Source organism: Streptomyces sp. LUP30 (genome assembly GCF_001746365.1).
Lineage (GTDB): Bacteria > Actinomycetota > Actinomycetes > Streptomycetales > Streptomycetaceae > Streptomyces.
This window is the reverse complement of the sequence record NZ_MJAJ01000024.1, coordinates 96199-121853: the sequence shown is the minus strand read 5'-3', so window position 1 is coordinate 121853 and position 25655 is coordinate 96199. Positions and strand designations below refer to the sequence as shown.

The following is a 25655-nucleotide window of genomic DNA, read 5'->3' as shown; positions in this document are numbered from 1 at the left end:
CGTCCACTGTGTTGGTTCTGAAACCACGAACAGCCCCATGCCATGGTCACGGTGTGGTGCGGCTGACAGTTTCATAGTGTTTCGGTGGTCATAGCGTGAGGGAAACGCCCGGTTACATTCCGAACCCGGAAGCTAAGCCTTACAGCGCCGATGGTACTGCAGGGGGGACCCTGTGGGAGAGTAGGACACCGCCGAACAAATTTTACGGGGAACCCCCGCACCTATGGTGCGGGGGTTTTCTGCGTTATGCCTCGATTTAAAAGAGGTGAGCGGGGTCGTGTGCGGGCACTACGGTGCCTTTCATGTACACGTATATGGTGCGAGCTGTTCGGGCGGACGAGTGGGCCTCGGTGAAGGCCCTGAGGCTGTTGGCGCTTCGGGATCCGGTCGCCGATCTCGCCTTCTACGAGACGTACGACGAAGCGGTCGTCCGGCCGGACGACTTCTGGCGGGAGCGGGTCGCCGGCGGGGCCGAAGGGGCGGTCGGCGCCCGGCAGTTCGTCGCGGAGACCGCGGCCGGGGAGTGGGCCGGAACCGTCACCGTGCTGGTCGAGGCGGCGGGCAGCGTCGACTGGGCCGGGGCGGCCGTCGAGCGGTTGCAAGGAGGCGTGGTGGGGGTGTTCGTGCGCGCCGAGCACCGGGGGGCCGGGGCGATCGAGGCACTGTTCGACGCCGCCTTGGAGTGGGCGTGGTCGTGGGGCGCCGAGCGGGTGCGGCTCGTGGTGCACGAGGACAACGGGCGGGCCCTCGCGTGCTATCGGCGGCTGGGCTTCTCGCCGACCGGAGTCGCCTTCGAGGAGCGGCGGGAGATCGAGATGGCGGTGGAGCGGCCGGCCGGGGCTTGAGCCGGGCCGGTCCGGCGCTGCCGCCGTCACCCGCCCCGCTACACCGGTAGTTCGTGGTGCGGCCAGCGGGCCTTGGCCTGCTCGCGGGAGCGGAGCAGGGCCAGAGTGCGCAGGCCGCGGTCCCGCCCGGTGGACAGCAGCTCCGGGAGCTGGGGGATCGGGGCCACGGCCGCGACATCGTCGAGGACCAGGGTCAGTGGTGGGTCGAGGCGACCGGAGGATGACCGTTCGGCCATGCGCCGGCCGCGCTCGACCACGCTGGAGACGAGGGCCGTGAGGAGGGGCATCGCGCCGGGGCTCGTCCTGGGGTCCTCGAGGGATTCGCCGACCACATAGAGCGTTCCCCCTTCGTCCACGAAGGAATCCAAGGCGAGGGCATCACTTCGGTTTGGAGTGCATGCCTCGCGGATGTTGATCGTGGACAGGGCGGAGAGGGCCCGGGAGGTCAGTTCCTGTGCGATGTCCCGGCGTTCGGGGTGCGCGGTGAGAGCGGCTTCGAGTTCGCCGGCCGCGCCCGGGGCCGCCTTGGGGCTGGTGCGGAGCGTGCGGACCGCTTCCTGGATCCCGACGCCCTGGGACCAGCGGTGGACGTGCCGGATGGTGCGTCCGTCGACGGCAGCGGCGTGGAGGTAACTGCGGAGGAGGGTTTCGGCCGTTTCGGTGACCGCCTGGTCCAGGCGCGCGGTGGGGCGGACGGGGGCCAGGAGGGCGGTCGCCCTCGCCACCGCGGTGGCCTTGTCCTCGCAGCCCGCGGTGGGGGACCAGTGGAGACGGGCGGGGGTGTCGCAGCGGTGGGCGGGGTCGTAGAGGTGGACCGGGCCCAGTTTGGCCCGGGCGTCCTTGGTGTCCTGCCAGAGGGCGGGGTTCGACGTGAGGACGAGGGCGGGACCCTCCGCGTCGCGCACGGCCTGTCCGGCGGTGGCGTGGCGGACGTCCGCGGGGGCGTAGTGCACCCTGCCCTCGGAGCGGCTCGCCTCCCGGCCCGCCGGTCCGTCACCCGGCACGGGGGAGGCCGCCCGTTCACCCGGCACAGGCACAGGCACAGGCACGGGCACGGGGGCAGGCACAGAGGTCGGTACCGGAGACGCCGGCGGGGAGAGCGGCTGCGGAGCGGACTGCTGAGCGGGCTGGGGTGGGAGGGGCGCCGTCGCCGGGGCCGTGGGCTCGGCGGTCTCGATGCGCTGGGTCGGCACCTCGTGGTGGGGCGGCGGGGTCTGCTCGCGAGCTGACGGCGGGGTTTCCGCGCGCTTCCGGGCCCGTACCGCCTTCCAGCGGGCGAACGTCCCTATCGCGAACACCGTCACGACGAAGAGGATCATCAGCTCGCCGATGAACAGGCCCCAGAACAGGCCGTAGCCCGACAGGGCCTTCGCGTCGGCCTCCGGCCAGGCGCCGGGGACGTCGTGGGGCTGGGCGACGAGGTGGCGCATGGCCTGGGGGGTGCGGGTGAAGGCGACGCCCGCGGGCCAGGAGCCGTGCGCGAACAGGGCGGCCAGTCCGGTCGCCGTCCAGACCAGCAGCGTCATGCCGAGCAGGAAGGCGAGTATGCCGACCAGCAGGCCGTCCGGGACGCCTGCCTGACCGTCGCGGCGCCGCTCGTCCACCGGTCTCATGGCCACTCCTGCCCGCCTACGCCACCGTCGACTCGGACGAGCCGTCCAAGTCGGCCAGGTGCTGTTCCATGAAGGCCGCCGCTCGGCGTTCCTGTTCCAGTTCGGCGGCGAGCAGGGCGTCGTCGTCGGACATGGTGCGGTCGGCGGAGGATTCCGTCATGGCCCGGTCGGTGAAGACGAGGGGCCGTTCCGTCTCGGTGACCAGGTGTTTCACCACCTGCACATTGCCGTTGACGTCCCATACGGCGATGCCGGGGGTGAGGCTCGGGATGATCTCGACCGCCCACCTGGGCAGACCGAGCACCCGGCCCGTCGCCCTCGCCTCGTCCGCCTTCTGGGCGTAGATCGTGCGGGTCGAGGCCATCTTCAGGATGGCGGCCGCCTCCTTCGCGGCCGCGCCGTCCACCACGTCGGACAGATGGTGCACGACCGCCACGAAGGACAGGCCGAGCCGCCGGCCGAACTTCAGCAGGCGCTGGAAGAGCTGGGCGACGAACGGGCTGTTGATGATGTGCCAGGCCTCTTCGACGAGGAAGATGCGCTTGATCCGGTCGGGGCGGATCCAGGTGTGCTCCAGCCAGACCCCGACGATGGCCATCAGGATCGGCATGGCGATCGAGTTCCGGTCGATATGGGACAGGTCGAACACGATGAGCGGGGCGTCCAGGTCGATGCCGACGGTCGTCGGGCCGTCGAACATGCCGCGCAGGTCGCCGTCGACCAGGCGGTCCAGGACCAGCGCCACGTCCAGGCCCCAGGCCCGTACGTCGTCTATGGCGACGTTCATCGCCTCCGCCGACTCCGGTTCGGGGTGGCGCAGTTGCTCGACGATGTCGGTGAGCACCGGCTGGCGTTCGACGATCGTCTCGTTGACGTAGGCGTGGGCGACCTTGAGCGCGAACCCGGAGCGCTCGTCGAGGCCGTGGCCCATCGCCACCTCGATGATCGTGCGCAGCAGCGCGAGCTGGCCCGTCGTCGTGATCGACGGGTCCAGGGGGTTGAGGCGGATGCCGTGGTCGAGAGCGGCCGTCGGGTCCAGGCGGATGGGGGTTATTCCCAGCGCCTGCGCGATGAGGTTCCATTCGCCGACGCCGTCCTCGCCCTGGGCGTCCAGGACGACGACCTGGCGGTCGCGGAAGCGGAGCTGCCGCATGACGTAGGTCTTCTCCAGGGCCGACTTGCCGTTGCCCGACTCGCCGAGGACGAGCCAGTGCGGGGCCGGGAGTTGCTGGCCGTAGAGCTGGAAGGGGTCGTAGATGTAGCCCTTCCCGGAGTAGACCTCACGGCCGATGATGACGCCGGAGTCGCCGAGGCCGGGAGCGGCGGTGGGGAGGTAGACCGCCTGGGCCTGGCCGGTGGAGGTGCGGACCGGAAGGCGGGTCGTCTCCACCTTGCCGAACAGGAAGGACGTGAAGGCGTCGGTGAGGACGGACATCGGGTCCCGCATGTGAAGTCCCTACCTTCGGATTCCGGTGGCGAACGGGAGGGTGTTCACGAACGCGCGGTGGTGCTCACGGTCGCACCACTCCAGCTTCAGGTACGACTTTCCGGCCGACGCCCTTATCGTCCGCTTGTCGCGGGCGAGCGCCTCGGGGCTGCGGGAGGAGACGGTGATGTAGCCGACCAGGTTGACCCCGGCCGCGCCGGACGCCAGGTCCTCGCCGCGCTGGTCCAGGCGGGAGTGGGCGGCCACGTCGCGGGGGTCGACGGTGCGGTTCATCTTGGCCGCGCGGCTCGCCTCCGCCTCGTCGTTCGTCTTCTCCGTCAGCATGCGTTCGATCGCGACCTCGGTGGGTTCGAGGTCCATGGTGACGGCGACCGTGCGGATGACGTCCGGGGTGTGGACCAGCAGGGGGGCCAGGAAGTTGACGCCCACCGGGGTCATCGGCCACTCCTTCACCCAGGCCGTGGCGTGGCACCAGGGCGCGCGGGTGGTCGACTCGCGGGTCTTGGCCTGGAGGTACGTCGGCTCCATGGCGTCCAGCTCGGCCGGCCAGGCGTTGCGCTTGGTCATCGCCTGGATGTGGTCGATCGGGTGGTCCGGGTCGTACATGGAGTGGACGAGGGAGGACAGCCGGCCCTGGCCCAGGGGCTGGCGGACGCGGATGTCCGCCTCCTGCAGGCGGGAGCAGATGTCGGTGAGCTCACGGGCCATGACGACGGCGAGGCCGGCGTCGCGGTCGAGCCTGCGGCCGGCCTGGGGGCGGGCGGCGCGGGCCATGGCGTGGGCCTCGGCGGACAGCTCGCGGGTGAAGTGCATACAGGCGACGAGATAGGCGCGGTGCTGCTCGCTGCTCGTGGAGACCATGGACTGCAGCTGGTCGTAGGAGCGGGCCAGCCAGTCGGGGGAGCGCTCGTCGCCCCGGACGGCGACGTCCTTGGCGTGGGCGTCGGGGTCGGCGGGGAGGGTGCGGGCGAGGATCTGCAGGCGGGTGACGAAGCCGTCGCCGTTGGCCACGTGCTTGAGGAGGGTGCCGAAGCGGTCGACGAGGGCCTCCTGGTCCTCGCTGTCGCGCAGGCCGACGCCCGGGCCCTCGATCTCGATCGCGGCCGTCACCGTGCGGCGGTCGGCGTGCAGGAGGACGGCGATCTCGTCGGGCCCGAAGGGCGCGGCCAGCCAGTTGATGCGGCCGATGCCCGGAGGCGGCCCGATCTCGATCTCCTGTCCGTCGAGCCGGGTGCCGGCCTCGACGGCGGACGAGCGGTACGTGGTGCCCCGGCGCAGGGTGCGCTTGTAACTGCGGTTGATCTCGAACCACTTGTAGAACGTGCGGCGCTTGTAGGGCACGTAGACGGCGGCCACGGAGAGCATGGGGAAGCCGCTCAGCAGGACGATGCGCAGGGCGAGGACGGGGACGAGGAGGCCGCACATCATGCCCAGGAACGCGCCGAGGACGATGAGCGCGATCTCGCCGGACTCGCGGTTGCGGCCGACGATCGCGTTGGGCCTGGCGCGGCCGATGAGATATGTACGGCGGGGCGTGACCGCGTGGGACACGTGGGAATCAGTCGTCAACGCCCTTCACCTCCCGTGCGGTTGGTACTGCTGTTGCGGGTGTTGCCGGCGTGCGGGGTGTTGACCGGGTTGCTCGCGCGGGGCGGGGGTGCGGCGGAGGGGACAGATCCGCCGCCTCCGTTCGAGGAGCGCGAGCTGTGCGCGGCCACCCCGCCGCTGGCGGGGTTGGAGGGGCGGGCGCCGGAGGACCCCGACTGGCCGCCGCCGTTGTTGTCCGCACGGGTGCTGTGGGTCTTGATGCCCTGGGCGACGAGAGTCGCCGGGGAGCTGATGACGGCCGCGGCCTTGCCCTCGGCCCCCTGCATGATGCGGTTGTTGCGGCCGTTGGCGATCTCGTCGCCGAAGCCGGGGACGAAGCGGTAGATCATCGCGCTGGCGAAGATGGCGAGCAGGATGATGGCGAGGCCGGAGACGACGGCGGAGAAGGCGTTCGGGCCGTCGCCGGCGGACAGCGCCCCGGCCAGTCCGAGGACGATCACGATCACCGGTTTGACCAGGATGACGGCGATCATGATGCCGGCCCAGCGGCGGACGTGGCTCCACAGGTTCTTGTCGACCAGGCCCGCGTAGACGACGGTGCCGAGCAGGGCGCCCACGTAGAGCAGCGCGGCCCGGATGACGAGCTCCAGCCAGAGCACCCCGGCGGCGAGGATCGACACCAGGGACACCACGATCAGCATGATCGGGCCGCCGCCGATGTTCTCGCCCTTGGCGAGGGCGGCGGAGAAGGTGCCGAAGAAGGTGTCGGTCTGGTTGCCGGTGGTCTTGGCGAGGACGTCGGTGATGCCGTCCGTGGCGGAGACGACGGTGTAGAGGATCAGGGGGGTGAAGGCGGAGGCCAGGACGGTCAGCCAGAGGAAGCCGACGGCTTCGCCGATGGCGGTGGTCAGAGGGACCCCGCGCACCGCGCGCTTGGCGACGGCCAGCAGCCACAGCAGGAGCGTCAGAACGGTCGAGGCCGCGAAGACGACGGCGTACTGCTGCAGGAACTTCTCGTTGGTGAAGTCCACGTTCGCCGTGTCCTTCACGGCGGCGCTGAGCTTGTCGACGGTCCAGGAGGCGGCGTCGGCACAGCCCTTGGCGAGCGAGGAGAGGGGGTCGAGGGTGTCGGAGACGCCGGGGTTGGTGGTGGAGGAGGGGTTCTCGCCCTTCTCGCAGTAGTCCCTGGCGGGGCCTCGGATGAGCTCGCTACAGGCGCTGCTCGGAGAGGACGAGGGTGACGGGGACGGACTGGGCGTCGGCAGGGCGACGGCACGGGTGGCCAGCAGCACAGCCGTGGCCTGTACGGCGGCCAGGGCGGCCGTCACCTTGAGAGGGAGGTGCTTAGCGCGCATAGGTGAACCCTCCGAACTCCTCGACGGCCTTCGTCATGTCGTCGGCGGTGGAGGCCTTTTGGTCGCGCCCGACCGGCACAGGACCGTCCTTCTGCTGGAAGTCGGCGACCTTCCAGTCGTTTTCCGCCCATGTGAGCTGGTAGGTCGTGGTGAACCAGCTCTCGGCGACGGGGTTGGTCGAAGTCGCCCCCGAGAGACCGAAGAGCGACGTGTACCAGACCTCGACGGTGGCTGCGCTCGCGCTGGACGCGGTGACCTTGGTGCCCACGGGGACGACCCGGGAGACGAACGTCTGACCGTCCGGTGCGGTGCCGTCCTTGTCGAGGCCGATGTTGCTCAGAAACGTCTCGTTCGCGTAAGCCTTGTCCAGGGCGGACTGTCTGGCGGCGGCGACACGGGGTGCGTACACGGTGTCGACGATCTGGTGCCGTTGTGTCGTGAGGAACATGTCGGCCGAGCCGAGCGCCACGGCGTAGTTGGCCGCTGCGCTCTGCGCACCCTGCGCGTCGTGGGCGTAGCCCACCGGGATGCCGCCGCTCGTGGCCCGCACGGGCTTCGTTCCCGTGGCTGTCGTGCTGGTGGCGGTCGGCTTGTCGGCTTCGCCGCCGCCCGTCGACGTTGAAGCGGAATCTCCGCCTCCACGGTTCGCGAAGGCGATCGCTGCGATCAGCAGGACGACGACGCCGACCACGGTGACGAGGCTGCGCGACGACGAGCGGCCGCCTCTGCGGGCTCCGCCGTAGGGGTCGTTCTCGGGCAGGCGCAGCCGGGTGCCGCCATAGCCGCGACCCTCTTCGGTGCGCGTGGGTTCGCGGTAGTCGTGTTCGTCGCCGGGAGTCATGCCGCGTACGCCCCCTCGTTGCCGTACCGGAACGCGTGGTAGTACGACGGTAGCCGTGCTGGTTCCCGCGCGGGCGCGGTGTGGTGACTCGACATCAGGGACATCAGGGAAACGCAACCTCAGCCGGTGGGCACGACAGGTGGGTGGGGGTGGCGGGCCGGGCGTGCCCGGACGGGACGGGGTGTGACGGAGGGACGCGGTCAGACGGCCATGCCGTACACGATCGTGAACAGCGTCCCGAGGGAGCCGATGATGAAGACGCCCGTCAGGCCGGCGATGATGAGGCCCTTGCCCTGTTCCGCACTGAAGGTGTCCCGCAAGGCAGTCGCGCCGATACGTTGCTTGGCCGCGCCCCAGATGGCGATGCCGAGGCAGAGGAGGATGGCGACCGCCATCACGACCTCGATCATCACCTTGGCCTCGTTGCCCAGGCTGCCGAAGGGCCCCCAGTCCGGAGCGATCCCGCCGATGATGGTGTTGATGTCGCCTTTGTCGGCCGCAAACAGCATGTAAGTCACCGCCCCTGGTGGGTAGTTCCGCAGTCCCTCTGCCGGTGTGCAGAGGTCACGTCTCATTCTCGCCGACAAAGTCGCCGTCGTATGTCGACTTGACGCCATTGGCGGACCGGATTCGTACGATTGGCTCGTATGGTCACTCTGTGTATCACGGCAGATAACGCCGGGCAATGAGGCCGGTGCGGAACCTGTGGTGTGGTTCCGTCGTTAGCCCACTTCACGGCCCTGTGCCGTTTCTGACGGCCGGTCGGGTGAGCTTACGTTTCGATGTTCTCATGACGAAGATCTCACGTTCCGCACAGAGAACGGCGAACGGGCCGCGGCTGTCGCCACGGCCCGTTCGTTCGCCGCGTGTGGCCCCCACGGCCCACTGCGGCTGTTCTTGTGTGGTGGATGTGATGCGGGGTCAGCCGGTGAAGGCCTCTGTGCCCTGGGGGGTGCCGAGGCCGGTGGGGCCGTCGTAGCCGGACTTCGCGGTGCAGAGGTAGGCGGCGCTGGAGGAGCAGGAGCCGTTGCTGCCGCTGGTGACGTCGTTCAGGGCCGAGGTGCCGGCTGCCGCGTAGGGGTAGGCGGCCGGGTAGTCGGCGCTGCCGGGGGTGCCGGCGAGGGCGTAGACCGCGGCGATGATGGGCGCGGAGGCGCTGGTGCCGCCGAACGTGTACCAGCCGGTGGTGACGCCGTAGGAGTCGTAGACCGAGACGCCGGTCGCCGGGTCGGCCACGGCCGAGACGTCGGAGATCGTGCGCTTGGCGCAGCCGGTGTCGGTCTGCCAGGTGGGCTTGGCGTCGTAGGCGGAGCAGCCGGAGCCGGTGCCCTCGGTGGAGCTGGTGTTCCAGACCTTCTCGGTCCAGCCGCGGCTGGTGGAGGACGTGGACAGGGCGGTGCCGCCGACGGACGTCACGTACTTGGAGGCGGCCGGGTACTCCGCGCCGTAGCCCTCGTCGCCCGCGCTGACGGTGATGGCGACGCCGGCGTGCTTGAAGTACGAGGTGTCGTACGACGTGTCCGAGGACGACTCGGAGCCGCCGTAGCTGTTGGAGACGAACTTCGCGCCCAGCGTCACGGCCTCGTTGACGGACTTGCCGAGGTTGGCCATGGACGAGGAGGTGGCCTCGACGAGCAGGATCTTGCAGTTCGGGCAGACCGCGCTTGCCATGTCCAGGTCGAGGGACTCCTCCTCGGCCCAGCCGCTGTCGGCGGTGGGCAGGGAGGTGGTGGAGCCGCTCTGGCTCACCTTCTTGAAGCAGCCGTTGGCGACCGTGCACGCCGGGAGGCCGTAGGAGGAGCGGTACTTGGCGAGGTCGGCGGCGGCGTTCGGGTCGTCGTAGGCGTCGACGATGGCGATGGTCTCGCCGGAGCCGCCGGCCGAGGCCGCGTCGGTCAGGCCGTAGGCGTTCTGGAGGTCGGAGGGGCCGTAGCCGGTGGGGGTCGCGGCGGCGGCCTTCGGGGTGACCTGGGCGGTCTTGCCGGTCTCAGCCGCGCGTTCCTTCTGGAAGGCGGTGGTGCCGCCGGTCACGCGGAAGGAGTTGCAGGTCAGGTCGCCCTGGTGCTTGGGGGTGGCGCAGGGGGTGGCCGCCCAGGTGACCTTGGCGGCAGCGGTCTCGGCGGAAGAGGTCCCGGCGGTGACGGTGGGCGCCGCGCTCGCGTGGGCCGCGGTGCCGAGTCCGGCGAGCACGAGGGCGGTGACGCCGAGGGCCGAAGCGCCTATGCGGCGCCATCTGCCGGATGCGGCAGAGGAGTTGGGGGTGGACGTACGCAACGGACACGCTCCTGGAAGTGGGGTGGCAGGGGCAGTGCGGGTGGTGGTGCTCGGTGTGGTGCTTGCCGTCGGTGCGTGGTCCCCGAAGGCGGGCGGCGGCCCGCGGACGACTGTTCCCTTGTTGAGTACGCGACAACAAGGCAGGCGGCGGAATCCTGACTTCCGCCTTACTGAAGGGGGTTGGGGGATTGCTGATCAATGGCGGGCGGATGGTGCGCGGATGGCCGGAACTTGACCTCGATCGCCACAGGTGTGAGGGAGCGGGGTGCTCCGCTGGTGGGGGGAGGGGGGTGGTGCGACTGCTCGTCCCGATGGCCTGCGCGCGGTCGGCGTCGTCCGTGCCGGGCACGAGGGGAAGGTGGGGTCGCCAGGTGAAGGCGGAGTAAAGTCTGCTCGCCGCGTCCCGCGCCGGACCGGGCCACGCGGCTGTCCTGTCCCCTCCGAGCGCCGGCCGGTGAACCCATGACCAGTACGCAGGACCGGAGCCAGCCGACCGCCCCCGCCCCCGCCCCCGGCGACGGCGCCGACGCGGATGCCCCGGCGCCGGTGACGGAGTTCGCCGAGCGCGCCACGCGCATACGGCGTCGGCTGGAGCGGCTGATCGGCATCGCGGCGACCGAGGGCAACTCGCTCACCGCCCTGCGCAACGGGGACGAGATCTTTCCCGCGATGCTCGAGGCCATCCGGTCCGCCGCGCACACCGTGGACATGATGACGTTCGTGTACTGGCGGGGAGACATCGCCCGGGAGTTCGCACGGGCCCTGGCCGACCGGGCCGAGGCGGGTGTACGGGTGCGGCTGCTGCTGGACGGGTTCGGCAGCCGGCTGATCGAGAAGGAACTGCTGGAGGAGATGGAGCGGGCCGGCGTGCAGATCGCCTGGTTCCGCAGACCCCTGACCCTGTCGCCGTTCAAGCAGAACCACCGCTGCCACCGCAAGGTCCTCGTCGTGGACGAGCAGACGGCCTTCACCGGCGGGGTCGGCATCGCCGAGGAGTGGTGCGGCAACGCCCGTGACCAGAACGAGTGGCGCGACACGCATGTCGAGGTCCGCGGGCCGGCCGTGGACGGCGTCGCCGCCGCCTTCGCGCAGAACTGGGCCGAGTGCCACGACGAACTCTTCGACGACTGCGACCGGTTCGTCCCGCACCGCCCGCAGGGCGACGCCGTGGTGCAGGTGGTGCGCGGCTCGGCCAGCTTCGGCTGGCAGGACATGCAGACCCTGATCCGGGTGATGCTGGAGTCCGCCGAGGAACGCTTCCGGCTGGCCACCGCCTACTTCTCGCCGGACGCCTTCTTCATCGAACTCCTGTGCGCCACCGCCCGGCGGGGCGTGGAGGTCGAGATCCTGCTGCCCGGCCCGCACACCGACAAACGGGTCTGCCAGCTGGCCGGTCAGCACTACTACGAGGACCTCACCGCCTGCGGCGTGAAGATCTACCAGTACCAGCCGACGATGATGCACGCCAAGGTCATCACCGTCGACGGTGTGGCCGCGCTGGTGGGCTCGACCAACTTCAACCGCCGGTCCCTCGACCACGACGAGGAGATCATGCTGGCCGTGCTGGACCAGGAGTTCACGGCCACGCTGGACGGGCACTTCGACGACGACGTGAAGGCCGCGGAGCTGATCCGGGAGGGGCGCTGGAAGCGGCGTTCCGCGCTGCAGCGGGCGCGGGAGACGGCGGTCCTGCCGATCCGCCGATTCCTCTGAAGACCCTTCAGGCGTTTCCGCCGCCCGATTCCTCCGCGCGATTCCGTCGCCGGATTCCCCCGGGCGCTTCTTCCGCCGATTCCCCGGGCGCGGGAGACTCGTATTACCCGGAATCCCGCAGACATGCGTCGAAGATTTGTGGGCGTGAAGGGGATTTCGTGGGGCACCTGACTCTGCGGAGGTTGATAATCATGGTTCCCCTGCTTCTTGTTCTGCTTCTCGCGCTGGTTCTGTTCGGTGCCGGCTTCGCCCTCAAGGCACTGTGGTGGATCGCCGTCATCGTCCTGGCGGTCTGGCTGGTGGGCTTCGTGGTCCGCCCCGCCGGACACGGTGGCCGCAAGGGCCGCTGGTACCGCTGGTAGACGGAAATCCCGGTGAGAAGGGCCCCATCGACGATCGTCGATGGGGCCCTTCGGCCTTCAGCCGCTCATTCACTCCGGTCGCTTTCCAGCACACCTTCCACGAAGTGGTCGAATTCGCCCGCCTGCACGCCCAGGACGAATGCGTCCCACTTACGGCGGTTCGTCGTGACGACCGTCTCCGGGGCGTCGCTTCCCCTCAGGTAGACGGGGGCCTCGCCGTCGTCCCCCGGGCCGAAGGCGATCTCGATCCAGGGGCCGGGTCCGGTCGCGTCCGGGGGAGCGGCTCGGGTCCACACGAGGTCACGGGGGATGTCGGTCACGGCTGGTGTCCTTGGGGGAGGCGAGCGGGGCAGGAGGGCGAGCGGGAAGGGGTGGGAGGGCGCGGACGGCGGGCCTTCCTCCCGGAAGTACATCAGGGAGGTCCCGGACGGCCCGCCGGATTCACTCCAATGGCCGAACCGCCGACCGGCCCGCCCGGGGCGCCCCCGGGCCCCGGGGCCCGTACGGGCCGCCCCTGCCTGCCATCCGTGCTGACCCTCGTACTCCCGTCCGAGACCGGGAAGATTGTGCGGGCCAAGTGCGGGTAGCGTCGAAAGGGACAACTGACGTTCCTCTCACCTTCGTGGGGCACAGTGAACCCGATGAAGCGAAACGCCCTCCTCGGTGCGGTCGTCATGCTGGCCGTCGCCACGGTCACCGCCGCCTCCGAGGCGACCGCCGACGGCGGGACCGGCCCCCTGGGGGTGACGGCCGTCGCTGTGGCGACGCCGCAGACCGCCCGGGTCGGCGCGCTGTTCACCGCGGAGGACGCCGAGGCCGGCAAGTTCGTCGGCCAGCACTTCTGCACCGCGTCCGTCGTGCGCAGCCCGCACCACAACCTCATCGCCACGGCGGCGCACTGCCTCGAAGGGCCTGGAGAGTTCGTCTTCGTCCCCGGATACCACGACGGGCACGCCCCCTACGGGGTCTGGAAGGCGGACCGCGTCTTCCTGCCCGACGGGTGGTCCAAGGACCAGGACGAGGACAGCGACGTGGCGTTCGCCACCCTCGACGAGCGGCAGGCCAAGGGCATCGAGGACGTCGTCGGCGCCAACCGGTTCACCACCGGCACCGCCACCGGGGCCACGCCCGTGACCGTCACCGGATACCCGCACGCCGCCGAGGAATCGGTCCGCTGCACGAACCGGCCCACCCCGCACAGCCCCACCCAGCAGCGCATAGCCTGCCCCGGCCTCACCAGCGGAACGAGCGGCAGCCCGTGGGTGAACGGCGACGGCCAGGTCGTGGGCGTGCTGGGCGGTCACGAGCAGGGCGGGGACACGGACGACGTGTCGTACAGCATCGTTCTGGGCGCGGAGGCCGCCCAGCTGTACCGCGCCGCGACCGCGGACCCCTAGGGGCCACGGGCCGCGCCGTCGGATGCGGTCTCGGGTCTGCGCCCGGCCGCCGGGAGACGGGCGTCGGACGACTGCTTTCCGCTGCCGTGTGATCACCCCGTGGTGACCGGGCCGCCTCTACACTGTCCGGGGCGGACTCCCGGGCGGCGAGGGGCGGTTGACGGTGCGTAGGACATGGATCGTGGTGACCGCTGTCGCCGGCGCCGGAACCGCCTTCATGATGGCGCTCGTCATCGGCGTGTACGTCATCGGCGGGAACCTGGCCAACGAGGTGAGCGGGGCGACCAGGCAACTGGCCAAGGGAGCCGTGCCCGCCGCCTATCAGACGCTCGTGGCGAAGTGGGGCAACCTCTGTCCCGCCCTCAACCCTGCCCTGCTGGCCGCCCAGCTCTACCAGGAGAGCGGGTTCAACCCGAGGGCGCAGAGCGGCGCCGCCGCGCAGGGGATAGCGCAGTTCATCCCGGGCACCTGGGCCACGCACGGCGTCGACGGCGACGGCGACGGCGACCGGGACGTCTGGGACCCGAATGACGCGATTCCGTCGGCCGCGTCGTACGACTGCCAGCTCGCGTCGTACGTGAAGACCGTCCCCGGGGACATCACGAGGAACATGCTCGCGGCGTACAACGCGGGGCCGGACGCGGTCATCAGGTACAAGGGGGTCCCGCCGTACGGGGAGACCCAGAACTACGTGAAGACGATCACGACGCTGGAGGAGTCCTTCGCCGCCCCGGTGACCCGGGTGGACCCCTCGAAGCAGGCCGCCGGAGCCATCTACTTCGCCCAGAAGAAGCTCGGGACGCCCTATCTGTGGGGCGGGAACGGCACCGCTGACCAGGGCGGACGGTTCGACTGCTCCGGCTTGACCAAGGCCGCCTACGAAAGCGTCGGGATCACCCTGCCCCGGGTGGCCAACGACCAGTACAACGCCGGACCGCACCCCAGGCGGAGCGAGTTGCTGCCGGGGGATCTGGTGTTCTTCTCCACCGACCCCGGCAACTCGCGGGCCATCCACCACGTGGGGATCTACGTCGGCGGCGGGTACATGATCGACGCGCCGTACACGGGCGCCGTCATCCGGTTCGACCCGATCGACACGGGCGAGTACTTCGGGGCCACCCGGGTCACCGAAGATGGCGCGAAAGCGCTCCCGACGACGGTGTGAAGAGGGCCGGCGACCCGGCTCTGAGCTGCGGGGATCTGTTTCTCTTCGATAACGTCTGAGTGATCATTCAGTGGAGAGTGGAACGTATCAACCGGGGCCGTGCGTTCCTGTTGGAGCGGGCGCATGTGAGGCGTGCCGAGCAGAACACGACGAAGGGGCCGCAGCACCATGGCTGGACTCGCCGAATCCGGGTCGAACCCCGACGTCGACCTTCTCTACGACATCAACGGGCTGGCCAAGGACGCGCCGCACTGGCTCGACCGGGTGGTCGAGTTCGTGGGCGAGTACGGGCTGCTGCTCGCCATGGTGCTGCTGATCGTGTGGTGCTGGTGGGGTGTGCGGCGGCGGCCCGGCGGGGCCGAGGAGGCCGCGTCCTCCGTCGCCGCCCTGGTGTGGGCGCCGCTCGCCGCCGGCCTGGCCGTGCTGGTGAACGTGCCCATACGCGGGTTCGTGGAGCGGCCGCGGCCCTTCCGGGACCACCAGGGGCTGGAGGTGCTCGTCTCCGGCAAGACCGACTACTCCTTCGTGAGCGACCACGCCACCCTGACCATGGCCATGGCCGTCGGACTGTTCGTCGCCAACCGGAGGTTCGGGCTCGTCGGGATAGGGATCGCCCTGCTCGAAGGGTTCTGCCGGGTGTTCATGGGCGTGCACTACCCGACCGACGTGGTCGGCGGGTTCGCGCTCGGGACCGCGGTGACGCTGCTGCTGTCGCCCATCGCCTCCATGATGCTCACCCCCGTGCTGAAGGCCGTCGACCGGTCGCCGCGGGCCGGATGGCTCGTGCGCGGGCGGGCCGCCCGGGCCGGGGAGCGGGACGCCCTGGTGACCGGCGCGCGCCCGGAACTCGCCGCCGAGGAACGGGACCTGGCCGCCTAGCGCCGGCTTCCGGGAGGCGTGGAAGCCTCCCGGAACGCCTGAGAGGCCGTCTCCCGGGCTTGTTGGGCCGACCGTTGACGGGATGGAGCGGGCGTCCGCCGGAGGCGCTCAGAGGGCCTGGGGGTAGGTGAAGAAGCCGTTGGGGTCGTACTGCTTCTTCAGCTGGGTCAGGCGGGGGAGTGCCTCGCCGTAGTAGGCCTTGCGCCAGTTCGTCAGCGTCGGGTCCGCGTAGTTCTGGTAGGCGGCGCCCGACGCGTACGGGGCCATGGCCTTGTGGGCCGTGTTCAGCCAGGACTGCGCCGCCGCCCCCGTCGTGCCCGCCCGCCACGAGGCGATGTACTGCGCCAGCATGCGCGAGCGGCGGTGGACGAACGCCGTCGCCGTGGGGGAGACCCGGTTCACCGCGCCGCCCAGCGCCGTCAGGGCGATGCTGCCCGAGCCGCCCTGAACCGACTTGATCTGCTTCAGCAGGGCCTGGATGCCCGCCGCCGACAGCGAGACGTCGAAGAAGTCGGAGCGGGCCGCGTACGTCTCGCGGACGAGCTTGCCCTGCGAGGAGCGGCCCGGGGTGGAGCCCGGCAGGTGGCACTGGGCGTCGGAGGAGAAGGACGAGCAGCCGGCGTAGGCCTCCATCGCCTGCTCGTACGTGCGGCGGCGGAGGGAGACGCTCGCCGCGGGCCCGCCCACCCGGTCCGCGAGCCGGTCCACCGCGTTCTGGAGCTGGCCGTACGTGCCGATGCAGAACGCGGCGACCGAGATGGTGGGTGTGCCGCCCGGCGCGTTCGCCACGTGCAGGGAGGACCAGATCTCGTCGGGCTGGGACGGACCCCACTCCTGCCAGGCCTTCACGACCGCGGCCGCCCTCGACCAGGGCCAGGTGAGGTAGCCCGTCACGGCCTGGGGCGCCGGATGGGTCGTGAACTGCAGTTCTGTGACGACGCCGAAGTTGCCGTTGCCGGCTCCGCGTAGGGCCCAGAACAGGTCCTTGTTCGTCGTCGCGTCGGCGGTGAGCTGCTTGCCGTCGGCGGTGACGATCGTGGCCCGGGTGAGGCTGTCGCAGGTCAGACCGTAGGCGCGGGAGACGACCCCGTGGCCGCCGCCCAGCACCAGGCCGGAGACGCCGACCGTCGGGCAGGACCCCGCCGGGATCGTGACGCCCTTGGCGGCGAGCGCCCGGTAGACGTCGATCAGCTTGGCGCCCGCGCCGACCACGGCCGTGCCGCCGCTCGCCCGGACCCGGTTCAGCTTGGAGACGTCGATGATCAGCCGGCCGTCGCCCGAGGACCAACCGCCGTAGGAGTGGCCGCCGTTGCGGATCGCGACCTTGGTGTGGTGGGCACGGGCGTACGCCATGACGGTGCGGATGTCGTCGGCGTGGGCGACATACGCCACGGCCGCCGGCTTGAGGCTGTCGAAGCGGGTGTTGTAGAGCTGCCGCGCCGCGGCCCAGGACGCCTCGCCGGGGCGGACCAGGGTGCCGTCCAGGTCGCGGGCCAACGCCGTCCAGGTGGCGGGGGCGGCGACGCTGGTCGTCGTCAGCGCCGCTCCCGTCCGCGCGGAGCCGGTGTTCGCCGTGGCCGGGGTGGAGGCGCTCGCGCTGCCGCCGGTCGCCTTGCACGCGGTCGCCGCCGCCGCGAGGGCGGCCGTGCCGCCCGCGATGAACCTTCGCCGTTCCATGTCCTTGCGCCTTCCCTCGGCTCGTCGGCTGTACCGAGCGAGACGGGGTCAGGGAACCACAGGTTCCTGACGGCTCCAGCGGTGACGGAACGGTGACGTCAGCCACGGACGGCAGCTACGGACGGCAGGCACGGATGTCAGCCACGGACGTGGGACTCCGCGTCGGATCTCGCCATGCTCCTCGCTCTGCGGGCCGGGCCGCGCCAGCCACAGGTGCAGCGGGCCAGGCAGAACCTGCCCTGTTCGACGGTCGTGGTGCTGTGTCCCGCGGCGGGGCGGGAAAGGGCCGAGCCGTCCTGCTGTGTCACAGGAACAACGGTACCCAGTTTCGGCGAAGGACCCGCATGCGGTCGCAAGCCTTCGGCCCTGCGTGACGGCGGGCACTCGGCCGTCGTTAGCCGGTACGGCAGCAGGCCCGTGACGGACTTACCGGCTGGGGGTAGACAGGCCATGACGGAGCGCCAGCGCAGGCAGAGGGGCGCCGCGGTCCTTTCGGGGATCGTGGCCGGGGTTTGTGTGTGCGCCGCCGGGTGTTCCGCGACCGGACGCGCCGCCGGGGACGGGCGGGCCGGCGACCCCGTCGAGATCCTGCACCGGGCCGCCGACGCGCTCGTCGAGGCGGGCACGTCGAAGGCCCGCACCTCGATGGAGATGGCCACCGGCGGGACCCGGGTGACCATTCGCGGCCAGGGGGTGTACGACTACCGCCGGCAGCTCGGGGAGCTGAAGGTGCTGCTGCCGCAGGACCCGGCCGGGGCCAGTGAGCACCGGCCGATCACCGAACTCCTCGCGCCCGGAGCCCTGTTCATGAAGAACCGGGGCGCGGGGGTGCCGGCCGACAAATGGGTGCGGGTGGAGACGGCGACGCTGTCCGACGGGAATCTGGTGACGGGCGGGGCCACCGATCCGTTCGCCGCCGCCGAGGTGCTGCGGGGAACGCGGACGGCGACGTACGTGGGGAGGACCGAGGTGGCCGGGACGGCGGTACGGCACTATCGCGGGACCGCCGACCTGGCGGTGGCCGCCCGGGACGCGTCGGAGGGCGGACGGGACTCGCTGCGGGCGGCGGCGAAAGGGTTCGCCACGGCCCGCGTGCCGTTCGACGCGTATCTCGACGACGAGGGGCGCATCCGCAAGGTCCGGCACCGGTTCAGCTTCCTGAACGGGCGGGGCGCGGACGACGGGCGGGGCGGACAGACCGGACGGAACGTGCAGGACGGGCGGAACGGACACGGCGGGCCGGACGGACACGGCGGCGGGCCGGACGGGCGGCCGAGGGCGGCCGTCGCGGTCGCCTCGACGACGCTGCTGTACGACTTCGGCGCGCCCGTCGACGTGCGGCTGCCGGCGGCGGACGACATCTACGCGGGCCGGATCGCGGAGGACTGAAGGCGCCCCGGGGTCGGCTTCGACTGCTTCGACCGGCTTCGAGAAGATGATTTCGGCCACGGAGACACAAGGACTAGCCCGTCCGTGCCATGCGCGCGGTGTATAGCGCTCCCTACTCTAGGAAGCCGGTGACGGCAGGGACGAGGTGATGCGCGTGGCTCCGGGCGGCGGTACGGCAGTTCAGGACCACGTGGCCCTCGCCGAGATCGAGCTGTGCGGGGAGCTGATCATCGCGGCCTCGGCGGCCGGTGAGGAACGGCTCAGCATGGAGAGCATCGACCTGGTGCTGCGGGTGGGCGAGGAACCGGACGGGTCCGGCGGCTCAGGTGCGCAGTAGGCGGGCGATCGCCTTCGTCGCCTCTTCCACCTTCGCGTCGATCTCGTCGCCGCCCCTGAGCGCCGCGTCGGCGACGCAGTGGCGCAGGTGCTCCTCCAGGAGTTGCAGGGCGAACGACTGCAGCGCCTTGGTGGACGCCGACACCTGGGTGAGTATGTCGATGCAGTAGGTGTCCTCGTCCACCATGCGCTGCAGGCCGCGGATCTGGCCCTCGATGCGGCGCAGGCGCTTGAGGTGTTCGGCCTTCTGGTCGTGGTAGCCGTGGACCGTCGCGGCGGCGGGCCGTTCGGTTTCGGCCACTGCGGCGGGTTCGGGGGTGCGGCCCGCCTCGGGGGTGGAGCGGGCTTCCGCGCCGGCCTCGGTGGTCGTCATGGTGTCCTCCAGCGCTCCAGCTCCCGACATATACCCCTACTGGGTATATCCTACCGAACTTTCGCGGGGGGACGGCCGCGGACAGCACTCAGCCGGTCGCCCCCCTGCCGGTCTCCGTGCGCGATGGGCGACACTGGTGGACGGCCCATTAGCCGTGGCCGGATGATGCGCCTAGCATCAGCCTGACCGAAACCGATGCATCTTGAGGACCCCACGTGCGCTTTCGTCTGACCCCCAGGGAGACGAGCTTCTACGACATGTTCGCCGCGTCCGCGGACAACATCGTCACGGGCTCGAAACTCCTGATGGAACTCCTCGGGGCGGACACCTCCGCCCGGGCCGAGATCGCAGAGCGTATGCGGGCCGCGGAACACGCAGGTGACGACGCCACGCACGCGATCTTCCACCAGCTGAACTCCTCGTTCATCACGCCGTTCGACCGTGAGGACATCTACAACCTCGCGTCCTCGCTCGACGACATCATGGACTTCATGGAGGAGGCCGTCGACCTGGTCGTCCTCTACAACGTGGAGGAACTGCCCAAGGGCGTCGAACAGCAGATCGAGGTGCTGGCCAGGGCCGCCGAGCTCACGGCCGAGGCCATGCCGAACCTGCGCACCATGCAGAACCTCACCGAGTACTGGATCGAGGTCAACCGGCTCGAGAACCAGGCCGACCAGATCCACCGCAAGCTGCTCGCGCATCTCTTCAACGGCAAGTACGAGGCCATCGAGGTGCTCAAGCTGAAGCAGATCGTGGATGTGCTCGAGGAGGCCGCCGACGCCTTCGAGCACGTGGCCAACACGGTGGAGACCATCGCGGTCAAGGAGTCCTGAACCCTTAATGGACACCTTTGCTCTGGTCGTGACCATCGGCGTCGCGCTCGGATTCACCTACACCAACGGCTTCCACGACTCGGCGAACGCCATCGCCACGTCCGTCTCCACACGGGCGCTGACGCCTCGAGCGGCGCTGGCGATGGCCGCGGTCATGAACCTCGCCGGCGCGTTCCTCGGGAGCGGCGTCGCGCACACGGTCAGCAAGGGGCTGATCGAGACGCCCGAGGGGTCCAAGGGGATGGGGATCCTGTTCGCCGCGTTGATCGGGGCGATCGTCTGGAACCTCGTCACCTGGTACTTCGGGCTGCCTTCGTCGTCGTCGCACGCGTTGTTCGGCGGGATGGTGGGGGCCGCGCTCGCGGGCGGCACGGAGGTGATCTGGTCCGGCGTGCTGGACAAGGTCGTCATTCCGATGTTCGTCTCGCCGGTGGTGGGACTCATCGTCGGTTATCTGGTGATGACGGCCATCCTGTGGCTGTTCCGGCGGTCCAATCCGCACAAGGCGAAGCGGGGCTTCCGGATCGCTCAGACCGTCTCCGCCGCGGGTATGGCGCTGGGGCACGGTCTGCAGGACGCCCAGAAGACGATGGGCATCGTGGTGATGGCGCTGGTCATCGGCGATGTTCAGGGAGCGGACGATCCCATTCCGGTGTGGGTGAAGATCGCTTGCGCCGTGATGCTGTCGCTCGGGACGTATGCGGGTGGGTGGCGCATCATGCGGACACTCGGCCGGAAGATCATCGAGCTCGATCCGCCGCAGGGATTCGCCGCGGAGACGACGGGGGCGTCGATCATGTTCACGACGGCGTTCCTCTTCAAGGCGCCCATCTCGACGACGCATGTGATCACCTCGGCGATCATGGGTGTCGGGGCGACCAAGCGGATCAATGCCGTGCGGTGGGGGGTCGCCAAGAACATCGTTCTCGGGTGGTTCATCACCATGCCCGCGGCCGGAGCGGTGGCGGCGTGTGCGTTCTGGATCGTGGACCTGGCGTTTCTCTAGGCCGGATCCCGCAACACCCACCCACACGATTCGGTGGGTGAAAAGGCGACCGCCACTCCGGGGCTCCGCCCGGAAGCCGGCGACCATGGTCCCGGGGCTCCGCCCCGAACCCGGTGACCGCGGCCGCCCCGGATGCCAGCGGGAGGGGGAGGGGTGCGTGTCTCCCTCTGTCCCCTCCCCCGGGCGGTTTCCGCCCTGAGCCGTCGAAGAGCCCGCCCCCCGGGAGTCAGGGGGCGGGCTCTTGCGGCCTCGCGGTGGCACCGCCATGCAGCACCGCGAGGGGTTTCGGGTCAGCCGAAGCGGCCTGAGATGTAGTCCTCCGTGGCCTGGACCGACGGGTTGGAGAAGATGCGTTCCGTGTCGTCGAGCTCGATCAGACGGCCGGGCTGGCCGACCGCGGCGAGGTTGAAGAACGCCGTGCGGTCCGAGACGCGGGCCGCCTGCTGCATGTTGTGCGTCACGATGACGATCGTGAAGCGTTCCTTCAGCTCGCCGATCAGGTCCTCGATGGCGAGGGTGGAGATCGGGTCGAGGGCCGAGCAGGGCTCGTCCATCAGCAGGACCTTCGGCTCCACGGCGATCGCCCGCGCGATGCACAGACGCTGCTGCTGGCCGCCCGACAGGCCCGAGCCGGGCTTGTTCAGGCGGTCCTTGACCTCGTTCCAGAGGTTCGCGCCCTTGAGGGACTTCTCCACCACGTCCGCGAGCTGGGACTTCTTGTAGCTGCCGTTCAGGCGGAGGCCCGCGGCCACGTTGTCGAAGATCGACATCGTGGGGAAGGGATTCGGGCGCTGGAAGACCATGCCGACCTCGCGGCGGACGGACACCGGGTCCACACCCGCGCCGTAGAGGTCCTCGTCGTCCAGCAGCACCTTGCCCTCGACGCGACCGCCGGAGGTCACCTCGTGCATACGGTTCAGCGTGCGCAGGAACGTCGACTTGCCGCAGCCGGACGGGCCGATGAACGCCGTCACCGAGCGCGGCTCGACCGTCATCGAGATGTCTTCGATCGCCTTGTGGGATCCGTAGTAGGCGGTCAGTCCGCTTACGTCGATTCGCTTGGCCATGTCTTCTACTTCACTTCCCGGTCGTATAGATCAGTCGCTGTGGCCGCGTCAGCGACCGGTCTTCGGGGCCTTCCAGCGGGCGATGCCGCGAGCCACCAGGTTCAGGATCATCACGAAGGCGATCAGCGTGAGCGACGCGGCCCAGGCGCGGTCGTAGGCCGCCGTCGAGCCCGCGCTCTGTGCGTACTGCTGGTAGATGTACAGCGGCAGCGACGCCTGCGCGCCCTCGAAGGGGTTCGCGTTGATGAACGGGTTGCCGAAGACCAGAAGCAGGACCGGGGCCGTCTCGCCGGCGATGCGGGCGATCGCCAGCATCACGCCCGTGATGATCCCTCCGATCGACGTCGGGACTACCACCTTGAGGATCGTGCGCCACTTGGGGACGCCCAGGGCGAGCGACGCCTCGCGCAGCTCGTTCGGGACGAGCTTCAGCATTTCCTCCGTCGAGCGTACGACGACCGGCATCATCAGGATCGCCAGCGCCAGCGAGCCCGCGAAGCCGAACGGCTGCATGTCCAGCATCAGCATCAGGCTGAGGATGAACAGACCGGCCACGATGGAGGGGATGCCGGTCATCACGTCCACGAAGAACGTGACCGCCTTCGCCAGGCTGCCGCGGCCGTACTCCACCAGGTAGATCGCCGTCAGGATGCCGATCGGAGCGCCGATCGCGGTGGCGAGGCCGACCTGCTCCAGGCTGCCGAGGATCGCGTGGTAGATGCCGCCGCCCGGCTCGCTGTCCGCCACCACGCCCATGGAGTGGGTGAGGAAGTAGACGTCCAGGACCTTCACGCCCCGCGCGATCGTCGTCCACAGGAGCGAGACCAGCGGGACCACGGCCAGCAGGAACGCCACCCAGACCAGGCTCGTCGCGATCCTGTCCTTGGCCTGGCGGCGGCCCTCCACCTTCGCGGCGATGCCGTAGGTGCCGACGATGAACAGGATGCCGGCGATCAGACCCCACTGGATCTTGCTGTCCAGGCCGCCGGCGAGGCCGATGACGACCGCGAGGGCGAGCGAGCCGGCCGCGATGGCCCAGGGGGACCAGGTCGGCAGGCTGGCGCCGCGGAGCGTGCTGGGGGTCTTGTCGGCTACTGCGCTTGCGTGGCTCATGCGTTGGCCCCCGAGTACTCCTTGCGGCGGGCGATGATCATGCGTGCCGCGCCGTTGACCAGCAGGGTGATGACGAACAGGACCAGGCCGGAGGCGATGAGCGCGTCACGGCCGAACTCCGTCGCCTCGTTGAACTTGCTGGCGATGTTCTGGGCGAAGGTGCCGCCACCGGGGTTGAGGAGGCTGGCGTGGATGTCGAAGTCGGGGGAGAGGACGGTGGCGACGGCCATCGTCTCGCCGAGGGCGCGGCCGAGGCCGAGCATCGAGGCGGAGATCACGCCGGAGCGGCCGAAGGGGAGCACCGACATGCGGATGACCTCCCATCGGGTGGCGCCCAGCGCCAGGGCCGCCTCCTCGTGCATCTGCGGGACCTGGCGGAAGACCTCGCGGCTGACGTTGGTGATGACCGGCAGGATCATCACGGCGAGCAGGATGCCCACCGTCAGCATGGAGCGCGGCGCGCCCTGGTCCCAGGAGAAGACGCCGGTCCAGCCCAGGTAGTCGTCCAGCCAGCCGAAGAGGCCGTCCATGTGCGGTACGAGGACCAGCGCGCCCCAGAGGCCGTACACGATGGACGGCACGGCGGCGAGCAGGTCGATCACGTACGACACGGGGCCGCTCATGCGGCGCGGGGCGTAGTGCGTGATGAACAGCGCGATCGCCACCGCGATCGGGACCGCGATGACCATGGCGATGATCGACGAGACCACCGTGCCGAAGGCCAGCACCGCGATGCCGAACTTCGGCGGGACGAGGCTGGTGTTCCACTCGAAGGCGGTGAGGAAGTTCGCCTCGTCCTTGCTGATGGCCAGGTAGGCCCGGTAGGTGAGGAAGACCGCGATGGCGGCCATGATCACCAGCAGGAAGATGCCCGAGCCGCGGGAGAGGGCGAGGAAGATGCGGTCGCCGGGCCGGGTGGCACCGCGGGCCGCGCGCTTCTGCTCGGCCGACGGGGGCGGCGGGGGCGTGGGGGGTGGGGTGTCGTCCGTGTCTGTCTTCTGCGTCGATATGTCCATGGGGATCTCCGGTCTGCGGAGCCGCCGGCGGGTGTGGGCGGCTCGGGTGGGGCCGGATGGCGGGTGGCCCCTGGCGGCGGTGCACCGGACGGGTGCGGTCCGGACCGGGTCACCCCGGCGGCCGGACCGCACCTTCAGATCAGCTCAGGCCCTCGATGGTGGTGCGGACCTTGGAGATGATGGCGTCGGGGATCGGCGCGTAGTCGATGCCCGAGAGGATGCCCTGGCCCTCCGTGCTGGCGATGTAGCGCAGGAACGCCTTGGTGGCGGGCAGGGTGTCGGCCTTGTTGCCCTTGTCGCAGGCGATCTCGTACGTGACCAGGGTGAGCGGGTAGGCGCCGTCGGCCTTGGTGTTGTAGTCCAGCTTCAGCGACAGGTCGCTGCCCGTGCCGACGACCTTCGCGGCGGCGACGGCCTTGGTGGCGCCGTCGGAGGAGGGCTTCACCGGGGCGGAGGCGCCCGTGTTGACGGAGACGGTGCCGAGACCGTCCTTGGCGTAGGACAGCTCCATGTAGCCGATCGCGCCGTTGGTCTGCTTGACGCCCTGGGCGACACCGGAGGAGCCGGCCGCGGCCTGGCCGCCCTTGGCCTGCCAGGCCTTGCCGCCGGAGTACTTCCAGTCGCTCGGGGCGGCGGCGATCAGGTACTTGGTGAAGTTGTCCGTCGTGCCGGACTCGTCGGAGCGGTGGTACGGCTGGATCTTCAGGTCGGGAAGCTTCGCGCCCGGGTTGAGCTTGGCGATCGCGGCGTCGTTCCAGTTGGTGATCTTGCCGTCGAAGATCTTGGCGATCGTGGCGGCGTCGAGCACCAGGTTGTCCACGCCGGAGACGTTGTAGGCGACGGCGATCGGGCCGGCCACCATCGGCAGGTCGATGCCCTGACCGCCCTTGCAGACCGACTTGGAGGCGGCGACCGCGTCGGGCTTCAGCGCGGAGTCCGAGCCGGCGAAGGCGACCTGGCCCTGCGTGAAGGCGGTGACGCCGGCGCCGGAGCCCGAGCCCTTGTAGTTGACCTGGACGCCGGAGCAGGCCTGGGTGAAGTTCTTCACCCAGGCGTCGATCGCGTTCTTCTGCGCGGAGGATCCGTCGGCGAGGAGCTGGCCCTTGGCGTCGTCGCACTTGATGGACCCGGCGGCCGCGGTGGCGGAGGAGCTGTTGCCGCCGCTCTTGCCGGAGCCGGTGTCGTCGGAGCCGCACGCCGTGAGGGCCAGGGCGCCGGAGACGGCGAGAGCACCGAGGGAGAGAGCCCGCCGGTTCATGCGCTGAAGCTTCACTTGGGGAAGGTCCTTCCAGGAGCCGCCGTCCTGAATCCGGCGGCGTGCGGAGTGTGCGAAGTCGTATGCGAAGTCTGTTTGGTACGGAGACGTCCCGCTTGGTCGCGAGCCGCACCGCGTAAGGCTGAAA

General features: G+C 70.1%; 24 protein-coding genes and 1 rRNA gene. 11 read left to right on the top strand and 14 right to left on the bottom strand.

Annotated features, from left to right (window positions below; genetic code table 11):
• The first annotated feature begins 80 nt into the window (after positions 1–80).
• Both rrf and BG482_RS21230 read left to right on the top strand, forming a co-directional pair.
• Positions 81–197: ribosomal RNA gene (gene rrf, locus BG482_RS21235) — 5S ribosomal RNA — on the top strand.
• Between the two features lie 105 nt (positions 198–302).
• Positions 303–845, top strand: a complete 543-nt coding sequence (locus BG482_RS21230) for a GNAT family N-acetyltransferase (RefSeq protein WP_079141985.1) — start codon at positions 303–305, stop codon at positions 843–845.
• Between the two features lie 38 nt (positions 846–883).
• Here BG482_RS21230 and BG482_RS21225 read toward each other — a convergent pair whose 3' ends face one another.
• The 7 genes from BG482_RS21225 to BG482_RS21195 form a co-directional block, all read right to left on the bottom strand.
• A complete protein-coding gene (locus BG482_RS21225; RefSeq protein ID WP_069770638.1) occupies positions 884–2458 on the bottom strand; it encodes a type IV secretory system conjugative DNA transfer family protein in 1575 nt (524 codons plus the stop codon).
• Between the two features lie 16 nt (positions 2459–2474).
• Entirely contained in the window at positions 2475–3905 is a 1431-nt protein-coding gene (locus tag BG482_RS21220; protein WP_069770637.1) for an ATP-binding protein, read from the bottom strand.
• Between the two features lie 9 nt (positions 3906–3914).
• A complete protein-coding gene (locus BG482_RS21215; protein ID WP_069770636.1) occupies positions 3915–5474 on the bottom strand; it encodes an SCO6880 family protein in 1560 nt (519 codons plus the stop codon).
• Positions 5471–6808 carry a hypothetical protein gene (locus tag BG482_RS21210; RefSeq protein WP_069770635.1) on the bottom strand — a complete coding sequence of 446 codons (1338 nt, stop codon included), beginning with the start codon at positions 6806–6808 and terminating at the stop codon, positions 5471–5473. The genes BG482_RS21215 and BG482_RS21210 overlap by 4 nt, the downstream gene beginning before the upstream one ends.
• The gene (locus BG482_RS21205; protein ID WP_176741433.1) at positions 6798–7649 is read right to left on the bottom strand and encodes a hypothetical protein; all 852 of its coding nucleotides are present in this window, start codon (positions 7647–7649) and stop codon (positions 6798–6800) included. Before BG482_RS21205 ends, BG482_RS21210 begins: the two co-directional genes overlap by 11 nt.
• 200 nt (positions 7650–7849) lie before the next feature.
• The gene (locus BG482_RS21200) at positions 7850–8158 is read right to left on the bottom strand and encodes a hypothetical protein (RefSeq protein WP_003991275.1); all 309 of its coding nucleotides are present in this window, start codon (positions 8156–8158) and stop codon (positions 7850–7852) included.
• A gap of 412 nt (positions 8159–8570) precedes the next feature.
• Positions 8571–9923, bottom strand: coding sequence for a peptidase S8 (locus BG482_RS21195; protein WP_069770634.1), 1353 nt, complete (start codon positions 9921–9923; stop codon positions 8571–8573).
• 462 nt (positions 9924–10385) lie between these two features.
• On the opposite strand from BG482_RS21195, the gene BG482_RS21190 reads away from it, so the two are divergent.
• Together BG482_RS21190 and BG482_RS21185 are read left to right on the top strand one after the other, a co-directional pair.
• On the top strand, positions 10386–11636 hold the full coding sequence (locus tag BG482_RS21190; protein ID WP_069770633.1) for a phosphatidylserine/phosphatidylglycerophosphate/cardiolipin synthase family protein: 1251 nt from the start codon (positions 10386–10388) through the stop codon (positions 11634–11636).
• 191 nt (positions 11637–11827) lie between these two features.
• On the top strand, positions 11828–11998 hold the full coding sequence (locus tag BG482_RS21185; protein ID WP_069770632.1) for a hydrophobic protein: 171 nt from the start codon (positions 11828–11830) through the stop codon (positions 11996–11998).
• 65 nt (positions 11999–12063) lie between these two features.
• Here the strand turns inward: BG482_RS21185 and BG482_RS21180 are convergent, their stop codons facing one another.
• Positions 12064–12318: a DUF397 domain-containing protein gene (locus tag BG482_RS21180; protein WP_069770631.1), complete on the bottom strand. Its 255-nt coding sequence runs from the start codon at positions 12316–12318 to the stop codon at positions 12064–12066.
• A gap of 321 nt (positions 12319–12639) precedes the next feature.
• Here BG482_RS21180 and BG482_RS21175 point away from each other — a divergent pair, with 321 nt between their 5' ends.
• The 3 genes from BG482_RS21175 to BG482_RS21165 all read left to right on the top strand — a co-directional run bounded on the left by BG482_RS21175 (position 12640) and on the right by BG482_RS21165 (position 15439).
• Positions 12640–13395, top strand: a complete 756-nt coding sequence (locus BG482_RS21175) for a serine protease (protein ID WP_069770630.1) — start codon at positions 12640–12642, stop codon at positions 13393–13395.
• Positions 13396–13552: 157 nt separating this feature from the next.
• Positions 13553–14560, top strand: coding sequence for a bifunctional lytic transglycosylase/C40 family peptidase (locus BG482_RS21170; protein WP_069770629.1), 1008 nt, complete (start codon positions 13553–13555; stop codon positions 14558–14560).
• 168 nt (positions 14561–14728) lie between these two features.
• Positions 14729–15439 (top strand): phosphatase PAP2 family protein, encoded by a 711-nt coding sequence (locus tag BG482_RS21165; RefSeq protein WP_069770628.1) that lies wholly within the window; start codon positions 14729–14731, stop codon positions 15437–15439.
• Between the two features lie 108 nt (positions 15440–15547).
• Here BG482_RS21165 and BG482_RS21160 read toward each other — a convergent pair whose 3' ends face one another.
• Positions 15548–17116, bottom strand: a complete 1569-nt coding sequence (locus BG482_RS21160) for an FAD-binding oxidoreductase (RefSeq protein WP_069770627.1) — start codon at positions 17114–17116, stop codon at positions 15548–15550.
• Between the two features lie 450 nt (positions 17117–17566).
• Here BG482_RS21160 and BG482_RS21155 point away from each other — a divergent pair, with 450 nt between their 5' ends.
• Both BG482_RS21155 and BG482_RS21150 read left to right on the top strand, forming a co-directional pair.
• Positions 17567–18505 (top strand): hypothetical protein, encoded by a 939-nt coding sequence (locus tag BG482_RS21155; protein WP_256096424.1) that lies wholly within the window; start codon positions 17567–17569, stop codon positions 18503–18505.
• Positions 18506–18653: 148 nt separating this feature from the next.
• Entirely contained in the window at positions 18654–18842 is a 189-nt protein-coding gene (locus tag BG482_RS21150) for a hypothetical protein (RefSeq protein ID WP_069770626.1), read from the top strand.
• Here BG482_RS21150 and BG482_RS21145 read toward each other — a convergent pair.
• Positions 18828–19214: a metal-sensitive transcriptional regulator gene (locus BG482_RS21145; RefSeq protein WP_069770625.1), complete on the bottom strand. Its 387-nt coding sequence runs from the start codon at positions 19212–19214 to the stop codon at positions 18828–18830. The genes BG482_RS21150 and BG482_RS21145 overlap by 15 nt on opposite strands.
• A 215-nt stretch (positions 19215–19429) precedes the next feature.
• Between BG482_RS21145 and BG482_RS21140 the strand changes: the two genes are divergently transcribed.
• Together BG482_RS21140 and BG482_RS21135 are read left to right on the top strand one after the other, a co-directional pair.
• On the top strand, positions 19430–20050 hold the full coding sequence (locus BG482_RS21140) for a DUF47 domain-containing protein (protein WP_069770624.1): 621 nt from the start codon (positions 19430–19432) through the stop codon (positions 20048–20050).
• A 7-nt stretch (positions 20051–20057) separates the two neighbouring features.
• The gene (locus BG482_RS21135; protein ID WP_069770623.1) at positions 20058–21056 is read left to right on the top strand and encodes an inorganic phosphate transporter; all 999 of its coding nucleotides are present in this window, start codon (positions 20058–20060) and stop codon (positions 21054–21056) included.
• A 290-nt stretch (positions 21057–21346) separates the two neighbouring features.
• Here the strand turns inward: BG482_RS21135 and pstB are convergent, their stop codons facing one another.
• From pstB to pstS, 4 genes are all read right to left on the bottom strand, one after another.
• A complete protein-coding gene (gene pstB, locus BG482_RS21130; RefSeq protein WP_069770622.1) occupies positions 21347–22123 on the bottom strand; it encodes a phosphate ABC transporter ATP-binding protein PstB in 777 nt (258 codons plus the stop codon).
• Positions 22124–22171: 48 nt separating this feature from the next.
• Positions 22172–23236, bottom strand: a complete 1065-nt coding sequence (gene pstA, locus BG482_RS21125; protein ID WP_069770621.1) for a phosphate ABC transporter permease PstA — start codon at positions 23234–23236, stop codon at positions 22172–22174.
• A complete protein-coding gene (gene pstC, locus BG482_RS21120; protein WP_069770620.1) occupies positions 23233–24252 on the bottom strand; it encodes a phosphate ABC transporter permease subunit PstC in 1020 nt (339 codons plus the stop codon). The genes pstA and pstC overlap by 4 nt, the downstream gene beginning before the upstream one ends.
• Positions 24253–24391: 139 nt before the next feature.
• Positions 24392–25525, bottom strand: coding sequence for a phosphate ABC transporter substrate-binding protein PstS (gene pstS, locus BG482_RS21115; protein ID WP_069770619.1), 1134 nt, complete (start codon positions 25523–25525; stop codon positions 24392–24394).
• Between the last annotated feature and the right edge of the window lie 130 nt (positions 25526–25655).

Coding starts and splice junctions, on each gene's coding strand:
- BG482_RS21165 (WP_069770628.1), top strand. CDS start 14,729: ATGGCTGGACTCGCCGAATCCGGGTCGAACCCCGACGTCGACCTTCTC.
- BG482_RS21210 (WP_069770635.1), bottom strand. CDS start 6,808: ATGCGCGCTAAGCACCTCCCTCTCAAGGTGACGGCCGCCCTGGCCGCC.
- BG482_RS21220 (WP_069770637.1), bottom strand. CDS start 3,905: ATGCGGGACCCGATGTCCGTCCTCACCGACGCCTTCACGTCCTTCCTG.
- BG482_RS21155 (WP_256096424.1), top strand. CDS start 17,567: ATGACGGAGCGCCAGCGCAGGCAGAGGGGCGCCGCGGTCCTTTCGGGG.
- pstC (WP_069770620.1), bottom strand. CDS start 24,252: ATGGACATATCGACGCAGAAGACAGACACGGACGACACCCCACCCCCC.
- BG482_RS21150 (WP_069770626.1), top strand. CDS start 18,654: ATGCGCGTGGCTCCGGGCGGCGGTACGGCAGTTCAGGACCACGTGGCC.
- BG482_RS21230 (WP_079141985.1), top strand. CDS start 303: ATGTACACGTATATGGTGCGAGCTGTTCGGGCGGACGAGTGGGCCTCG.
- BG482_RS21175 (WP_069770630.1), top strand. CDS start 12,640: ATGAAGCGAAACGCCCTCCTCGGTGCGGTCGTCATGCTGGCCGTCGCC.
- BG482_RS21145 (WP_069770625.1), bottom strand. CDS start 19,214: ATGACGACCACCGAGGCCGGCGCGGAAGCCCGCTCCACCCCCGAGGCG.
- BG482_RS21160 (WP_069770627.1), bottom strand. CDS start 17,116: ATGGAACGGCGAAGGTTCATCGCGGGCGGCACGGCCGCCCTCGCGGCG.
- BG482_RS21200 (WP_003991275.1), bottom strand. CDS start 8,158: ATGCTGTTTGCGGCCGACAAAGGCGACATCAACACCATCATCGGCGGG.
- pstB (WP_069770622.1), bottom strand. CDS start 22,123: ATGGCCAAGCGAATCGACGTAAGCGGACTGACCGCCTACTACGGATCC.
- BG482_RS21225 (WP_069770638.1), bottom strand. CDS start 2,458: ATGAGACCGGTGGACGAGCGGCGCCGCGACGGTCAGGCAGGCGTCCCG.
- BG482_RS21190 (WP_069770633.1), top strand. CDS start 10,386: ATGACCAGTACGCAGGACCGGAGCCAGCCGACCGCCCCCGCCCCCGCC.
- BG482_RS21135 (WP_069770623.1), top strand. CDS start 20,058: ATGGACACCTTTGCTCTGGTCGTGACCATCGGCGTCGCGCTCGGATTC.
- BG482_RS21205 (WP_176741433.1), bottom strand. CDS start 7,649: ATGACTCCCGGCGACGAACACGACTACCGCGAACCCACGCGCACCGAA.
- BG482_RS21185 (WP_069770632.1), top strand. CDS start 11,828: ATGGTTCCCCTGCTTCTTGTTCTGCTTCTCGCGCTGGTTCTGTTCGGT.
- pstA (WP_069770621.1), bottom strand. CDS start 23,236: ATGAGCCACGCAAGCGCAGTAGCCGACAAGACCCCCAGCACGCTCCGC.